This is a genomic window from Novosphingobium sp. MMS21-SN21R, assembly GCF_031846015.1.
Lineage (GTDB): Bacteria > Pseudomonadota > Alphaproteobacteria > Sphingomonadales > Sphingomonadaceae > Novosphingobium.
Genome location: NZ_JAVRDU010000001.1, coordinates 336,259 through 349,844 on the forward strand (window position 1 = coordinate 336,259; position 13,586 = coordinate 349,844).

Annotated in this window: 13 protein-coding genes; 10 read left to right on the plus strand and 3 right to left on the minus strand. The window is 62.4% G+C overall.

Going from position 1 to position 13,586, the window contains the following annotated elements; all coding sequences use genetic code 11:
• Window position 1: 1 nt before the first annotated feature.
• On the minus strand, window positions 2-2,617 hold the full coding sequence (locus tag RM192_RS01625; RefSeq protein ID WP_311505789.1) for a cyclic nucleotide-binding domain-containing protein: 2,616 nt from the start codon (window positions 2,615-2,617) through the stop codon (window positions 2-4).
• A gap of 201 nt (window positions 2,618-2,818) precedes the next feature.
• Between RM192_RS01625 and RM192_RS01630 the strand changes: the two genes are divergently transcribed.
• From RM192_RS01630 to RM192_RS01655, 6 genes are all read left to right on the plus strand, one after another.
• Window positions 2,819-3,814, plus strand: a complete 996-nt coding sequence (locus RM192_RS01630; RefSeq protein ID WP_311505790.1) for a tetratricopeptide repeat protein — start codon at window positions 2,819-2,821, stop codon at window positions 3,812-3,814.
• A 317-nt stretch (window positions 3,815-4,131) separates the two neighbouring features.
• Window positions 4,132-4,833, plus strand: coding sequence for a response regulator transcription factor CtrA (gene ctrA / locus RM192_RS01635; RefSeq protein ID WP_311505791.1), 702 nt, complete (start codon window positions 4,132-4,134; stop codon window positions 4,831-4,833).
• Between the two features lie 97 nt (window positions 4,834-4,930).
• Window positions 4,931-5,401 carry a hypothetical protein gene (locus RM192_RS01640; protein WP_311505792.1) on the plus strand — a complete coding sequence of 157 codons (471 nt, stop codon included), beginning with the start codon at window positions 4,931-4,933 and terminating at the stop codon, window positions 5,399-5,401.
• A gap of 157 nt (window positions 5,402-5,558) precedes the next feature.
• Window positions 5,559-6,275 carry a tRNA (guanine(46)-N(7))-methyltransferase TrmB gene (locus RM192_RS01645; protein ID WP_311505794.1) on the plus strand — a complete coding sequence of 239 codons (717 nt, stop codon included), beginning with the start codon at window positions 5,559-5,561 and terminating at the stop codon, window positions 6,273-6,275.
• Between the two features lie 112 nt (window positions 6,276-6,387).
• Window positions 6,388-7,155, plus strand: a complete 768-nt coding sequence (locus RM192_RS01650) for a sulfite exporter TauE/SafE family protein (protein ID WP_311505795.1) — start codon at window positions 6,388-6,390, stop codon at window positions 7,153-7,155.
• A gap of 131 nt (window positions 7,156-7,286) precedes the next feature.
• Window positions 7,287-7,814, plus strand: a complete 528-nt coding sequence (locus tag RM192_RS01655) for a hypothetical protein (RefSeq protein ID WP_311505796.1) — start codon at window positions 7,287-7,289, stop codon at window positions 7,812-7,814.
• Here RM192_RS01655 and nadB read toward each other — a convergent pair.
• Together nadB and RM192_RS01665 are read right to left on the minus strand one after the other, a co-directional pair.
• Window positions 7,811-9,409: an L-aspartate oxidase gene (nadB, locus tag RM192_RS01660; RefSeq protein ID WP_311505797.1), complete on the minus strand. Its 1,599-nt coding sequence runs from the start codon at window positions 9,407-9,409 to the stop codon at window positions 7,811-7,813. The genes RM192_RS01655 and nadB overlap by 4 nt on opposite strands.
• 385 nt (window positions 9,410-9,794) lie before the next feature.
• A complete protein-coding gene (locus RM192_RS01665; RefSeq protein WP_311505798.1) occupies window positions 9,795-10,754 on the minus strand; it encodes an ABC transporter ATP-binding protein in 960 nt (319 codons plus the stop codon).
• A 71-nt stretch (window positions 10,755-10,825) separates the two neighbouring features.
• Here RM192_RS01665 and RM192_RS01670 point away from each other — a divergent pair, with 71 nt between their 5' ends.
• From RM192_RS01670 to RM192_RS01685, 4 genes are all read left to right on the plus strand, one after another.
• Entirely contained in the window at window positions 10,826-11,026 is a 201-nt protein-coding gene (locus tag RM192_RS01670; RefSeq protein ID WP_311505799.1) for a zinc-finger domain-containing protein, read from the plus strand.
• A gap of 61 nt (window positions 11,027-11,087) precedes the next feature.
• Complete coding sequence (gene tldD, locus RM192_RS01675) at window positions 11,088-12,512, plus strand: metalloprotease TldD (protein ID WP_311505800.1); 1,425 nt, start codon at window positions 11,088-11,090, stop codon at window positions 12,510-12,512.
• A 66-nt stretch (window positions 12,513-12,578) separates the two neighbouring features.
• Window positions 12,579-13,001, plus strand: a complete 423-nt coding sequence (locus RM192_RS01680; RefSeq protein ID WP_311505801.1) for a hypothetical protein — start codon at window positions 12,579-12,581, stop codon at window positions 12,999-13,001.
• Window positions 13,002-13,064: 63 nt separating this feature from the next.
• Window positions 13,065-13,577, plus strand: a complete 513-nt coding sequence (locus tag RM192_RS01685) for an N-acetyltransferase (RefSeq protein WP_311505802.1) — start codon at window positions 13,065-13,067, stop codon at window positions 13,575-13,577.
• Window positions 13,578-13,586 lie beyond the last annotated feature (9 nt).

Genomic DNA, 13,586 nt, shown 5'->3' on the forward strand with positions numbered 1-13,586 from the left:
CTCAGGCTCCCTCGTTTTCGAGGCGGGCGACGGTCAGGAACTCGTCGGGCGAGACGCGGATGGCCGCGCCCGTCGGGCAGGCGCGGACGCAGCTTGGGCCGCCTTCGATCCCGGCGCACATGTCGCATTTGATCGCCTTCTTGCGGTCAAGCAACTCGTCTACCGCCGGGTCGCCGGTGTATTTGGTGTTCTTCTTCGACCATTTGTACGGTGGCTCGCCCGGTCCCGGCCCGGAGCCGAAGAACAGCCAGTTCAGCAAGGAAGGTTTTTTCGGCGGAACCTTGTCCATGCGGATCACGCCATAGGGGCAATTGCGCTGGCAGTTGCCGCAGCCGATGCACGTATCGTTGATGAACACTTCGCCGTCCGGCCCGCGATGGATCGCATTGGGCGGGCAATCGGCCATGCAGTGCGGATGCTCGCAGTGGCGGCACGATGTCGGCACGTGGAGGTGCGCGAAGCTCTTGCCAGCCTCACGGTCAAGCCTTGAGAGGCCATCGTGGCTGTCGGCGCAGGCCTTTTCGCAATTGTCGCAGCCAACGCAGAGCCGCTCGTCGATCAGCAGGACGTCGGTCGCTTCGCCAAGGCCTTGGCTGACGAGGAACTTGGCCTGTTCGGAATAGAGGTCGACGACGCCCGAAAAGCTGTCCTTCTTCGATTCGATGAAGGCGTTGGTCGCGCGGCGGACTTCCATGTCCTTGCGCGCGCGGTCGAGCAGCGCGGGCTTGGCGGCGAGCACGCGACCGAACGCTTCGCCATCGATCTTGATGACCTCGCTCTTGATCGCGGCGCGGACCGTGGCGGTGCGGCGGCCGCCGTCGATCAGGGCCATTTCGCCGACGTAGGAACCTGCGGGCAGGTACGACAGGAACACCGGTTTTCCGCCGACTTCCTTCTCGACGATCATCGAGCCGACGCGGATGACATAGATGTCGTTGTCCTCGCCACCTTCGGTGATCACCGCCTCGCCAGCGCGGACCTGCACGATCTTGGCGGTCTCGACCACTTCGGCGATATCGGCGCTGGTCAGGCCCGATCCGAACATCTGCAGGATCTGGCGCTCGGTCGAAATACGCTCAATCGCACGGCGGGCGGTCGGCACCTGGCTTTGCAGCTTGAGCGCGGCGTTGCGGCTGATCTCGACGCAGATCGTGTCTTCTGCGGCCACGATGGTAGCGCCGCGTCGCCGTCCGGAAATGAGGCCGACTTCGCCGAAGATCGTGCCCGAAGGAATCGGGATGACCTTGGACGGGTCCTTGGCATCGAGCTGGACGTTGACCGAGCCCGAGGCGATGGCGAAGAGCGAGGACCCCGGATCGTTCTTCTCGAACACCGTCTGGCCCTTGGCATAGGCGCGGGCAGAGGAATCGAGCATGAATTCGCGAAGCTGAAGAGTGGTCATGCCATCGAGGATGGAGACATTCGTGCGCAGGAATTCCAGCCATTCGTTCACCGAGCGATTGCCCGGCAGGCCGGCGAATTTGGCTTCGAGCAGCGGTTCGTCCGCGGGCTTCAGGCCGGTGTTGCCGTTGATGAATTCGACGACGTCATAGCCCTGATTCATGCAGTGCTTGATCAGTGGATAGCCCGCCAGCGCGCCGATCACGAAGATGCCGGGCGCGGTCGATTCGAACTGCGGCGAAAGCGTCGGGAAGGCGAGGCGGTCGGCGCTGGCGAATTCGATGCCGCAGCCTTCGACGAAGGCGCGCGGCGGGGCCGAGCCGATGCGGGCGATGATCCGGTCACAGCGGATGCGCTCTTCACCATCGCGGGTGGCGAGCGTAATCCAGCCGGGCTCGACCGACTTTGTCTCGGTCTCGTAGCGGATAGTCAGCTTGCCTGCCGCGTCGTCCTCGACCAGCGCCTTGGCGTTCGGTTCCTTGGCGGTGGCGAAGCTTTCGCGGACGTTGGTCGATTTCGGCGCGCGGTTCAGCACGGTGACGACATTGCCCTGCGCCGAATCCTCGACCAGACCGCGCGCGTTCTCGATCCCGGCGTCGCCTGTGCCGACCACGATGATGTGCTGGTCGAGCACGGCGTAAGGATCGTCGAGCTGGTAGGTGACGTGCGGCAGATCGCCGCCGGGGCAGCGCATCAGATTGGGATTGCCCTGCGTGCCGATGGCCAGCACGACGTTCTCGGCCATGACCGTTTCGCCATTGGTCAGTTCGATCGCATAGGGCGCGGCGTAGCGCTGCAGTTCGGTGGTGGTGCTCGATCCATCACGCGCGCGGGAAACGATCTTCTGGACCGAGCCTTCGATGGCCGGACCCGTGCCTTTGATCGACTTGACCTCGGCATTGTACATCACGTTGACCGCAAGCTCGGCAGTGCGCCGGTTCCACTTGTCGAGGATGTCCTCTTTCTTGCCGGCGTCGAATTCCTGATCGGAGCGCAGGATCAGCTGCGATGGCGTGGCCATCACATGCTTGCCCTTCTGGTATTTGTAGATCGTATCGGAAAGGTGATCGGTCTTTTCGAGCAGCACGTGGCTCAGGCCAAGCTGCGCCGCGCGTCCCGCAGCGCTCATGCCTGCGGGGCCGGACCCGATAATCGCAACCTTGAAAACCTCGCCCACCGGTATGCGTCCCCCGCACCACGCGCCAGAACGACGCATGTGCCTGCGCCTGTTCTTAGCCGAAAACCGATTGCGACCCCTATCGTGGCAGACATTAGCTTATGCTCCGCGCAAAGCCAGCCGCAATTTGCGCGGAGCTGTCATGGCGTGCGTGAGCCGCTTGCGCACAGACCGCCCGGCGCGATATGCGCATGGGCACAGTGACGGATGCCGCATGAGGTGTCCGACAGGGAGTAACCGATGACCGAGCCCGATCCCGTGCCAGCGAAAAGCGACGAAGCGCAGGGACACTCGCGATTCGGCAGGGTCGCGCTGATTGCGGCGGGCGTGATCGCGCTGGGCGCGGGCGGCGTGGCGATGATGCGCGGGCCTGAGAATCCGCCGCCACAGGCGCAGCCTCCCGCTGCCTTGCCCAGCCAGCAGCCATCGGTCGACGATGTGATCGCCAAGCTGGAAAAGAAGCTCGCGGAAAATCCCGAGGATGCCGAGGGCTGGCGCATGCTCGGCTGGTCCTATTTCCAGACCGAACGCTATGCCGAATCCGCCACCGCGCTCAAGCAGGCGACCAAACTCGATCCCGAACATGCCGAGACGTGGTCGTTCCTGGGCGAGGCGCTGGTCCTTGCCAGCAAGGAAGAAGGCCGGATGCCGCGCGATGCCAAGTCGGCGTTCGACAAGGCGATCAAGCTTGACCCGAAGGATGCCCGCGCGCGCTATTTCCAGGCCGTGGCGATGGACCTCGGCGGGCGTCACCGCCAGGCAATCAACGCCTGGTTTGACCTGCTCGAGGATACCCCTGCCGATGCGCCCTATGCCGAGGATATCCGCGAGGTGATCCGCAACGTGGGTGAGCGGCGCAAGATCGACGTCGAAAAGCGTCTGGCCGAAGCGCGATTTGCAGCGCCTGCGGGCGGCGTGATCACCGACGGGCCGCACAAGGCGGCTGCTGGCATTCCGGGGCCGACTTCCGAGGAAATGAAAGCCGCGGCCGGCATGCCCAAGGGCCAACAGGAAGCGATGATCCGGGGCATGGTCGACGGCCTTGAGGCCAAGCTGGTCAAAGACCCGATCAACGCCGACGGTTGGATCATGCTGATGCGCAGCCGCATGCAATTGGGTGAGCCGAAGAAGGCCGCAGAAGCCTTGCAAAAGGGCCTGGCTGCGTTCCGCAACGATGGCGCGGCGGCCCGGAAATTGCGCGAGGCAGCTTCGAGCCTTGGTATAGCCGGGGCCTGATTCGCGGTTTTGCGGCACAAGAAGGCCCGGTGCGCGCCCATTGTGTTAACCTTGATCCGTTATGGCCGCTTTACATCGCAAGTGCGTGATTCATTCTGGGACACCTGAATTTCCGGGCAAAACCGTCCCGATCTGAATCAGTCCGGTCTGGGGATGAGTCATTACCGCGCCACTCGGTGGTTAACGCGATGATTCTCATGGCCTTCGTTTACAGCAAATTAACCTTTCATGTTCATTCCTCCTATGGTTAATGGCGGTCAACACGGGTTTAGTCCGGGTTAATTGCCACGGGGACATGGCAAGTAAGGGGCGGATCAATGCGCGTACTGCTGATCGAAGACGAACCGACGACCGCCAAGGCGATCGAACTGATGCTGACGACTGAGGGCTTCAATGTCTATTCGACCGACTTGGGCGAAGAGGGCCTCGATCTTGGCAAGCTCTATGATTACGATATCATTCTGCTCGACCTGAACCTGCCGGACATGCACGGCTACGATGTGCTCAAGAAGCTGCGCGTCGCCAAAGTCCAGACCCCGGTCCTGATCCTTTCAGGCATTTCGGAAATGGACAGCAAGGTGCGCTCGTTCGGCTTCGGTGCCGACGATTACGTGACCAAGCCTTTCCACCGCGAAGAACTGATTGCCCGCATCCACGCCGTTGTGCGCCGTTCGAAGGGCCATTCGCAGTCGGTCATCCGTACTGGCAAGCTTTCGGTCAATCTCGACGCCAAGACCGTCGAAGTCGATGGTGCCCGCGTGCATCTGACCGGCAAGGAATACGCGATGCTCGAGCTGCTTTCGCTGCGCAAGGGCACCACGCTGACCAAGGAAATGTTCCTCAACCACCTTTATGGCGGGATGGACGAACCCGAACTCAAGATCATCGACGTGTTCATCTGCAAGCTGCGCAAGAAGCTTGCGCATGCCTGCGGCGGTGACAACTACATCGAAACCGTCTGGGGCCGCGGATATGTCCTGCGCGATCCCGATGAAATCGCGGAAACCGAAGCGGCCTGATTGCCGGATCATCTCACGCCATCCCTAGAAACGGCTCGCCCATACGGCGGGCCGTTTTTACAGGTACGGAAACTGCTTCCTTTTACGGAGCCGGCCGATGACCATCTCGCGCCCTTTGATCCTGATCTTTTCGGCGTGTGCGCTAATCGCGCTGTCCTCCTGCGGATCTGGCAAACGCCACCCGATGATCCAGAAAGAGATCGACCAGTGCATTGCGGGGTTGTCCGGGCTGATACCCGATGCAGCGAAGCGTCAGGAAACTTGTGAGTGCACGTCCGACGCAATGCAGGAAGATCGTCAGTATGCCGGTGAACGCACCGCCGCATATGAGGATTCCTATCTGAAGAAAGTTCAGGCTTGTGGCGGACCTGACAGAATTCCCGGCTCGTCTGCAACCGATCCATTTGGAATACTGAAGGATAAGCCCGAGGGCGCCAACGTTTCCGGAGATGGTTCAGGCGAAACCTTCCAGAATTCCGATACCGGCAGTGATTCCTATGGCGAACCCATGGTCAATGATCCCGTCGCCGAGGCCGGGCAAGGTGGCGACACGGACCTCTCGCAGTAGCAACTTCCCGCTAGGTCGCTGTCGGCTTGGTCAAGTCTGCGCCGAAACCGCCAAGTAGAAAAGGCGCCGGTGCAGTTTCCAGCCTCGTTCATCTGCCAGCCCTGATTGACCGTTGCGTTTGAGCCTGTCATCCGCACCGAAAATTCAGGAACAGGCCATGACTGCGCACAAAACCGGCGATCCTACCACGCTCAACCGTCTCTATGGCCGCGCCAAGGGCAAGCCCTTGCGGCAGGGTCAGCAGGGGCTGGTCGATACGCTGCTGCCTCGGATCGCGATGCCGGCCGAAGGACCGATCACATCCGAAAGGCTGTTTGGCGATGACCGCCAGATGCATTTCGAGATCGGCTTTGGCGGCGGCGAGCACATGGCATTTCGCGCCGACATGCTGCCTGATCACGGATTTATCGGTGCAGAACCGTTTCTAAACGGCGTGGCGCAGGCGCTGACGCATGTGGCGGGGGACAATGGTGCCCACCCGCCGCTCGGCAATGTGCGCATCCACCATGGCGACGCGCTGGAAGTGCTTGACCGGATTCCCGACGGCGCGCTTTCGTACCTTTACCTGCTCCATCCCGATCCCTGGCCCAAGGCGCGCCATGCCAAGCGGCGGATGATGAACGACGGGCCGCTGGACCTGATTGCCGCCAAGCTGCGCCCCGGCGGAGAGTTCCGCTTCGGCACCGATCACGACATCTATCTGCGCCACGCGCTGATGGTCATGCGTCGCCACAAGCACCAGTTCGAATGGCTGGCGGAGGATTGCACCGATTTCCAGAATCGTCCCGGTGGTTGGCCCGAGACACGCTACGAGCACAAGGCGCGCACGGTTTACGGGCATGAAGTGTGGTACTTTCGGTATCGCAGGCGCTGAATCATTCGGTTCGTCGCAAAAAACTCTCCCTTTATGGTAGAGTATAAATTCTCTGTTCTGGCTGTCACCGATCCCCTGTAGCGCAGCCACGCTAAAACAGGGGTGGAATCGCATGGAATTTCTGGCCGGGCTCGATTGGACGGCGCTGCTGCCGTTCATCGCCGTAGGTTTCGCCGCGCAGATGATTGACGGCGCCTTGGGTATGGCGTTCGGCGTCATCTCCAACACGCTGATGGTGGGCGTTCTGGGCATTCCCCCCGCGCTCGCGTCGCAGCGCGTGCACATCGTTGAATGCTTCACCACTGCGACCTCGGGCATCAGTCATCTGATCCACGGCAATGTCGACAAGAAGCTGTTCTTCCGCTTGCTTGTTCCGGGCATGGCGGGCGGCATTCTCGGAGCCTATGTGCTGTCCTCGCTCGACGCTTCGCTGGTGAAGCCGTGGGTGCTGCTCTACCTTGCGGGGATCGGCGTCTATCTGTTGGTGCGCGGTATTTTCTATCCGCCCAAGATCAGGGAGGCGGGCTGGGTGGCGCCGCTCGGTCTGGTCGGCGGTTTCCTCGATGCGGCAGGCGGCGGCGGCTGGGGGCCGGTGGTCACATCCAACCTGCTGATCCAGGGTGCAGACCCGCGCAAGGTCGTGGGCACGGTCAACACCGTCGAGTTCTTCCTGACCTTGACGGTCTCCGCAGCGTTCGTCTGGCATCTGGGCTTTGCCGATGTTGCGGGCGCTACGCTGGGCTTCCTGATCGGCGGCATCGCAGCCGCGCCATTCGGTGCCTGGGCAGCGAAGCACATCCCGGCCAAAACCATGCTGATCATGGTCGGCGTCGTCCTCACGCTGACGAGCGCTTACGGCGCCTACAAGGCCTTTTCCTGAATCCTTCCCGGCGGATGAGGCATGTTCCGCAGCCTCATCCGCGCGTCATGGTTACGCAAAATTAACCAGGTTTTGCCACTCTTGTCCCGCGCCGCGCGAAGCGATTCCCGTTGCGGCAGGAGGGTACGATCATGGCGCGGTATGATGCGAGCGGGATGACGATTTCCGAATTGCGCGAATTCGCCAGCTTCGCACCTTGCGAACAACGCTACATTCGCCGGAGCCTCGATATTGCGCTGGGCCGGGGTGACGCAGTCGCGCGCTGGGCACGCGACGAGGACGAAGCCGCGTCGATCCGCCAGCAAAAAGCGCTCTATCAGGACCTGATCCCGCTGCGCCGCATCCTGCCGGAAGCCGAAGACCTCGACGGCGTCGAACCGTTCATGGGCAGACTGATGCGGATCTCCGCATTCGATTTGGCGCAGGCGCGAATCGCGGGCTTCTCTGCCTATCGCTTCCTGTACGAGCGGTTGCTCGGCGCCGAGGCACGTCCGTGGCTGCCGTCGGCGTTCTGCGCCGCAGCCGCGCTGCCGCTGATCCGCCCGCAGCGCCGCCGTGACCTTTTGCAGTCGATCAGCGAGGCCGCCGCCACCGCGCAAGGCTGGTCCACCCGCGCGCCATCATTCTATCCTGAATTCGTCGAAGCCGAAGCGGCTTAGGGCACAAGCACCGTGTCACGGGCCACATCATCGGTCTGCGGATAATCGAGGGTGTAGTGCAGGCCGCGGCTCTCGTGCCGGGCGCGGGCAGACCGCACGATCAACTCCGCGCTCTGTAGCAGGTTGCGCAGTTCGATCAGGTCGGTCGTCACGCGGAAGTGGCCGTAGTAGTCGTTAACCTCGCCCGACAGCATCTGGATGCGGTGCGCAGCGCGCTCCAGCCGCTTGTTGGTGCGCACAATGCCGACATAGTTCCACATGAACCTGCGAATTTCGGTCCAGTTCTGCTTGATCACCACTTCCTCGTCGGAATCGGTGACCCGGCTTTCGTCCCACGCCCGCACTTCGGGTGGCGCATCGAAACTGCCCCAGCGGCGCAGGATATCGCGCGCGGCGGCATCGCCAAACACGAAGCATTCGAGCAGTGAGTTCGACGCAAGGCGATTGGCTCCGTGCAGTCCGCTTTCGGTGCATTCGCCGGCAGCATAAAGGCCTGGCAGGTCGGTGCGCCCGTCGAGGTCGATCAGCACGCCGCCGCAGGTGTAATGCTGGGCAGGGACCACCGGGATCGGCTGGCAGGTCATGTCGATGCCAAGGCCGATCAGCTTCTCATAGATGTTGGGGAAGTGGCCGCGCACGAAGTCAGCCGGCATATGGCTGATGTCGAGGTGGACGTAGTCGAGCCCGAATTTCTTGATCTCGGCGTCGATCGCGCGGGCGACGACATCGCGCGGCGCGAGTTCAAGCCGGGCGGGATCGTAGAACTCCATGAAACGCTTGCCGGTTCGCGGATTGATCAGCTTCCCGCCTTCGCCGCGCACCGCCTCGGTGATCAGGAAGTTCTTGACCTCCAGGTTATAGAGGCAGGTCGGGTGAAACTGCATCATCTCCATGTTGGATACGCGCGCGCCCGCACGCCAGGCCATGGCAATGCCGTCACCCGTTGCGCCGCGCGGCGCGGTGGAGAACTGGTAGACGCGGCCAGCGCCGCCCGTCGCCAGAATCGTGGCGCGCGCGGTATGGGCCTCGACCTTGCCGGTCGCCTCATCCAGCGCATAGACGCCCCAGACCCGGCCCGAGCCAGAATAGCGTGCGGCTTCGTGGTGCCCGGTGATCAGATCGACGCATGTGCGGCCGGGCAACATCGTGATGTTAGGATGCTCGCGCGCGGCCTTGAGCAGGGCCTTCTGCACCGCCGCTCCGGTCGCATCGTCGACATGGACGATCCGGCGGTGCGAATGGCCGCCTTCGCGCGTGAGGTGGAGCGAGCCCGCTTCGGCATTGAAAGGCACACCGAGATCGGCCAGCCGCGCAATCGCTGCGGGTGCATGCTCGACGACGAACTCGACAGTTTCCCGCCGGTTCAATCCTGCACCTGCGATCATCGTATCGCGGATGTGATCGTCGAAGGTGTCACCGGCATCGAGCACTGCGGCGATACCGCCCTGCGCCCAGTTGGTAGAGCCGCCATCCAGCGCGCCCTTGGCCAGCACCAGCACGCGGCACGTTTCCGCGAGCACCAGCGCGGCGGTAAGTCCTGCGGCGCCTGAGCCGATGATCAGGACGTCATGGCCATTATCGTGATCACCGCTCACGGGCGGAACTCCAACTGTTTTTCCGCAGTTTGCGGGTCAAGTGACGGCCGTAGCTTGCGGCAGCGGAAGATAAAAGGGCCACTGGATCGAGCAGGCTGCAAAACCCTTTTTGGCGTGTTAATGTTGTTAACTGCGTATGACACTTGTCTCGCACATGCAGCATGGTAGGTAGTTATACGCATATTTTGCTTGCGACGAAGGGTTTGCAGTGTCGGGATCCCGCCTTCTTTGCCTGTTTAACCGGCACCGTCCCGTGCGGGAAGAAGTGCACTGGAACGGTTTGACCTATACCAGCACCTGCAAGCACTGCGGCACCCCCGTCCGGCGCCTCGAAACTGGCGGATGGCGCCGCCGGAAACAGGATACACAAACGTCTTAGTAGCTCTCAGGCATCTTCGCGCGGTCGGCTGGTCAGAGTGACGAACACGTCTTCGAGGTCTGCCTCTCGTGTCGACACGTCGACGATCGCATAGCCCAGTCCCTGAACTATCGACATGATTTCTCCTGCAGTCATGCGATCCTTGTCGTAACCGATTTCAACCTGCCGTTCGCCTGAAATTACGCTCTTGCTGAAGGCGGGGTGTTGCGGTGCAGCATCGATTTGACGGTCCAAGGTCAGCACGACGATTTTTTCGCGTGCCATGTCCACCAGTTCGCGGGTCGGCTTGTTGGCGATCAGCTTGCCGTGATTGATGATCGCAATGCGGTCACACAACTCCTCGGCTTCTTCCAGATAATGTGTGGTCAGGACCACGGTCACACCCTCGTGGTTCATTTCGCTGACCAGTTCCCACAACTGGCGGCGCAGTTCCACGTCGACGCCTGCGGTCGGCTCATCCAGAACGAGCACCGGCGGGCGGTGGACCATCGCCTTGGCGATCAGCAGGCGGCGCTTCATCCCGCCCGAAAGTGAACGGGCATAAGCGTCGGCCTTGTCGGCCAGATGCACCGCGCGCAGCAGCTCCATCGTGCGGCGCATCGCCTTGGGCACGCCATAGAGCCCTGCCTGATTGTCGAGCACTTCTGCGGGCGTGAAGAACGGATCGAACACGATTTCCTGCGGCACGATCCCGATAGAGGCCTTCGCATTGCGCACGTCGCGATCAATGTCGTGGCCCCAGATCTCGACCGAGCCGGAGGTTTTCATCACCAGGCCCGCGAGCGTGTTGATCAGTGTCGACTTGCCCGCGCCGTTCGGCCCGAGCAGTCCGAAGATCTGTCCTTGCGGAACGTCGAAGCTCACCCCGTCCAGCGCAAGCTTGCCCGCCGACTTGCCGGTCGGGGCATAGCGTTTGACAAGATCGCGGATGCGGATGGCGGGAGCGAGTTCGGAACTGGTCTGCATGGGGCGGTGCCTGCCCGAACCCGTGCCAAAACGCAATTGTCTGTGCCCTTCGCATTTGCTAGCGCACCGCCATGATTCAGCCGCCAGAAACCGCCTTCACCGATCATGCCCGCGTCAAGTGCGATGGCGCTTCCGATATCCGGGGCGGTTCCGCCCTCGGCCACCCGCGCGTCTGGCTCGAAATTGACGAGCGCGGCTATGTCGAATGCGGCTATTGCGACAAGCGCTTCGTGCTCAGGGGCGGCCCGGCGGATAACGCAGCCGCCGCCTGAAGAAGCGCGCGGACGCAAACCGCGCATTGGCTTTGGCGTTGGAGTGCCTATATCGGGTGGGATGACCCAGATCGACACTCGTTCGCTGCTTTACCGCTCCGGTTTGCTCACCCCCGATGATGCCCAGCGGCTCACCCGTTCGGCGCTCAGCAACTGCGACGACGGCGAGCTTTACCTCCAGTTCATCGCGTCCGAGAGCTTCGGCTTCGATGATGGCCGGTTGAAGACGGCCGATTATTCGCGCGATGCAGGCTTCGGCTTGCGCGGCATCTCGGGCGAGATGACCGGCTTTGCCCATGCCAACGAGATTTCCGCCGTCGCGATTGCGCGGGCCGGCGAGACGCTGAAGCTGCTCGATCCGGCCAAGGGGCAAGCGGCCCCGCCACCGCGCCAGAACAACCGTCATCTCTATACCGATGCCTCGCCGCTCGATGCGGTGCCGTTCGAAGCCAAGGTCAAGCTGCTCGAGACCATCGACGCCGCTGCGCGCGCGCGCGATCCGCGCGTTGCGCAAGTGTCGGCCTCGTTGTCGGGTTCGTGGTCGGTGGTCGAGATCGTCCGGGCCGATGGCTTCGTCGGCCACGATGTGCGGCCACTGGTACGGCTCAACGTCTCGATCGTGGCGGAAAGGGACGGGCGGCGTGAAACCGGTTCGTTCGGAATCGGTGGCCGCCGCCTTTATGATGACCTGTTCGCACCGGAAACCTGGAACCGCGCGATTGATGAAGCGCTGGCGCAGGCGCTGGTCAATCTGGATTCGGTTGCCGCGCCTGCGGGCGAGATGACAGTGCTGCTTGGCCCCGGCTGGCCCGGCGTGCTGCTGCACGAAGCGATCGGCCACGGACTTGAAGGCGATTTCAACCGTAAGGGCACCAGCGCGTTTTCGGGCCGGATCGGCCAGCGCGTCGCGGCAGATGGCGTGACCGTGGTCGACGATGGTTCCATCGCCGGGAGGCGCGGTTCGCTTTCCATCGACGACGAGGGCACGCCGACGCAGGAGAACGTGCTGATCGAGGACGGCATCCTCAAGGGCTATATCCACGACCGGCTCAACGCGCGGCTGATGGGCGTAGCGCCGACCGGCAATGGCAGGCGCGAAAGCTATGCACATGCCCCGATGCCGCGCATGACCAATACGTTCATGCGCGCTGGCAACGACAACCCTGCCGAACTGTTTTCCCGCGTAAAGAATGGCATCTTCGCCAAGTCGTTCGGCGGCGGGCAGGTGGACATCACCAGCGGCAAGTTCGTGTTCTCGTGCACCGAGGCCTATCTGATCGAAAACGGCAAGCTCGGCGCTCCGATCAAGGGCGCGACGCTGATCGGCGATGGTCCGACCGTGCTGACCCGCGTCACCGGCATCGGCAACGACCTGGCGCTTGACGAAGGCGTGGGCGTCTGCGGCAAGGGCGGGCAGAGCGTGCCTGCAGGCGTCGGTCAACCGACCTTGCTGGTGGACGGTCTGACCGTTGGCGGGACGGGCTGAGCTTCAGCGTCCGTTCAGCCGAATCGGCTTAGCGATCACAGATCGACCTGAAAGGAAGTGCCAGCCATGAAAACTTTTGCGACCAAGATCGCTGCAGGCCTGGCCGCCGGATCGCTGCTTCTTGCCGGAGCAGCCGCCGACGCCAAACCGCGTCTCACGCCCGAACAGCAGCTTGCCAAGGCTCTCGAAGGGCGCGTGGCCGGGGAGCCGGTAAATTGCATCTACACGCCGCTCGTCAACTCGACCCGGATCTATGACAAGACCGCCATCGTTTACGACGCAGGCAGCACGATCTGGGTGAACCGTCCCGATTCCGGCGCGTCGTCGCTGAATGACAACGACATTCTGGTCACTTACCCCACCGGCTCGCAACTGTGCAGCGTCGACATCGTGCGCATGGTTGACCGCGGCGCTGGTTTCTGGCGCGGATCGGTCGGCCTCGGTCAGTTCGTGCCTTACAAGAAGGTCAAGGTGGCTGAGGCTAACTGATCGCCGGATAAAGGCCGCAATGCGCCGGTAGATTGTCGGACCGTGCCGCGATATGGAGCGCCTATGACGCTCCGTATTGCCACGCCCGCCGATGTTGCCGCCATTGCCGATCTTGGTCGCCGTGCCTTTGTCGCCAAGTTCGGATTTCTCTACAGCCCAGAAAATCTTGCCCGGTTTCTGGAAGACTCGCATTCCGAGGGCAAGGTGGCCAGGGAAATCATTGATCCTGCGATGAAGGTTGCGGTGATCGACCAGGACGGTGCGCTCACATCGTTCTGCAAGCTTGTCCGCACCAGCGGGCTGCCCAGCCATACCGATGCCGCGGCACCGATGGAACTGAAGCAACTTTACACTGACCCGGACCTGATCGGGCGCGGCCATGGTGCGGCGCTGATGGATTGGGCGCTGGACGAGGCGCGCGGCTGGGGCGCGGACGAAATGCAGCTTTCGGTCTATGCCGACAACCCGCAAGCGCAGAAGTTCTACAGGCGCTACGGGTTTGAAAAGGTGGCCGACATCGAATTCTGGGTGGGCAATCACTGCGATCCCGAGTTCATGTTTGCACGCAAGCTCTGACAGCGTTGC

What these genes read in the sequence shown, in the direction of transcription:
- RM192_RS01625 (WP_311505789.1), bottom strand. Translation starts at nt 2,617, where the DNA reads ATGCGTCGTTCTGGCGCGTGGTGCGGGGGACGCATACCGGTGGGCGAG.
- RM192_RS01630 (WP_311505790.1), top strand. Translation starts at nt 2,819, where the DNA reads ATGACCGAGCCCGATCCCGTGCCAGCGAAAAGCGACGAAGCGCAGGGA.
- ctrA (WP_311505791.1), top strand. Translation starts at nt 4,132, where the DNA reads ATGCGCGTACTGCTGATCGAAGACGAACCGACGACCGCCAAGGCGATC.
- RM192_RS01640 (WP_311505792.1), top strand. Translation starts at nt 4,931, where the DNA reads ATGACCATCTCGCGCCCTTTGATCCTGATCTTTTCGGCGTGTGCGCTA.
- RM192_RS01645 (WP_311505794.1), top strand. Translation starts at nt 5,559, where the DNA reads ATGACTGCGCACAAAACCGGCGATCCTACCACGCTCAACCGTCTCTAT.
- RM192_RS01650 (WP_311505795.1), top strand. Translation starts at nt 6,388, where the DNA reads ATGGAATTTCTGGCCGGGCTCGATTGGACGGCGCTGCTGCCGTTCATC.
- RM192_RS01655 (WP_311505796.1), top strand. Translation starts at nt 7,287, where the DNA reads ATGGCGCGGTATGATGCGAGCGGGATGACGATTTCCGAATTGCGCGAA.
- RM192_RS01665 (WP_311505798.1), bottom strand. Translation starts at nt 10,754, where the DNA reads ATGCAGACCAGTTCCGAACTCGCTCCCGCCATCCGCATCCGCGATCTT.
- RM192_RS01670 (WP_311505799.1), top strand. Translation starts at nt 10,826, where the DNA reads ATGATTCAGCCGCCAGAAACCGCCTTCACCGATCATGCCCGCGTCAAG.
- tldD (WP_311505800.1), top strand. Translation starts at nt 11,088, where the DNA reads ATGACCCAGATCGACACTCGTTCGCTGCTTTACCGCTCCGGTTTGCTC.
- RM192_RS01680 (WP_311505801.1), top strand. Translation starts at nt 12,579, where the DNA reads ATGAAAACTTTTGCGACCAAGATCGCTGCAGGCCTGGCCGCCGGATCG.
- RM192_RS01685 (WP_311505802.1), top strand. Translation starts at nt 13,065, where the DNA reads ATGACGCTCCGTATTGCCACGCCCGCCGATGTTGCCGCCATTGCCGAT.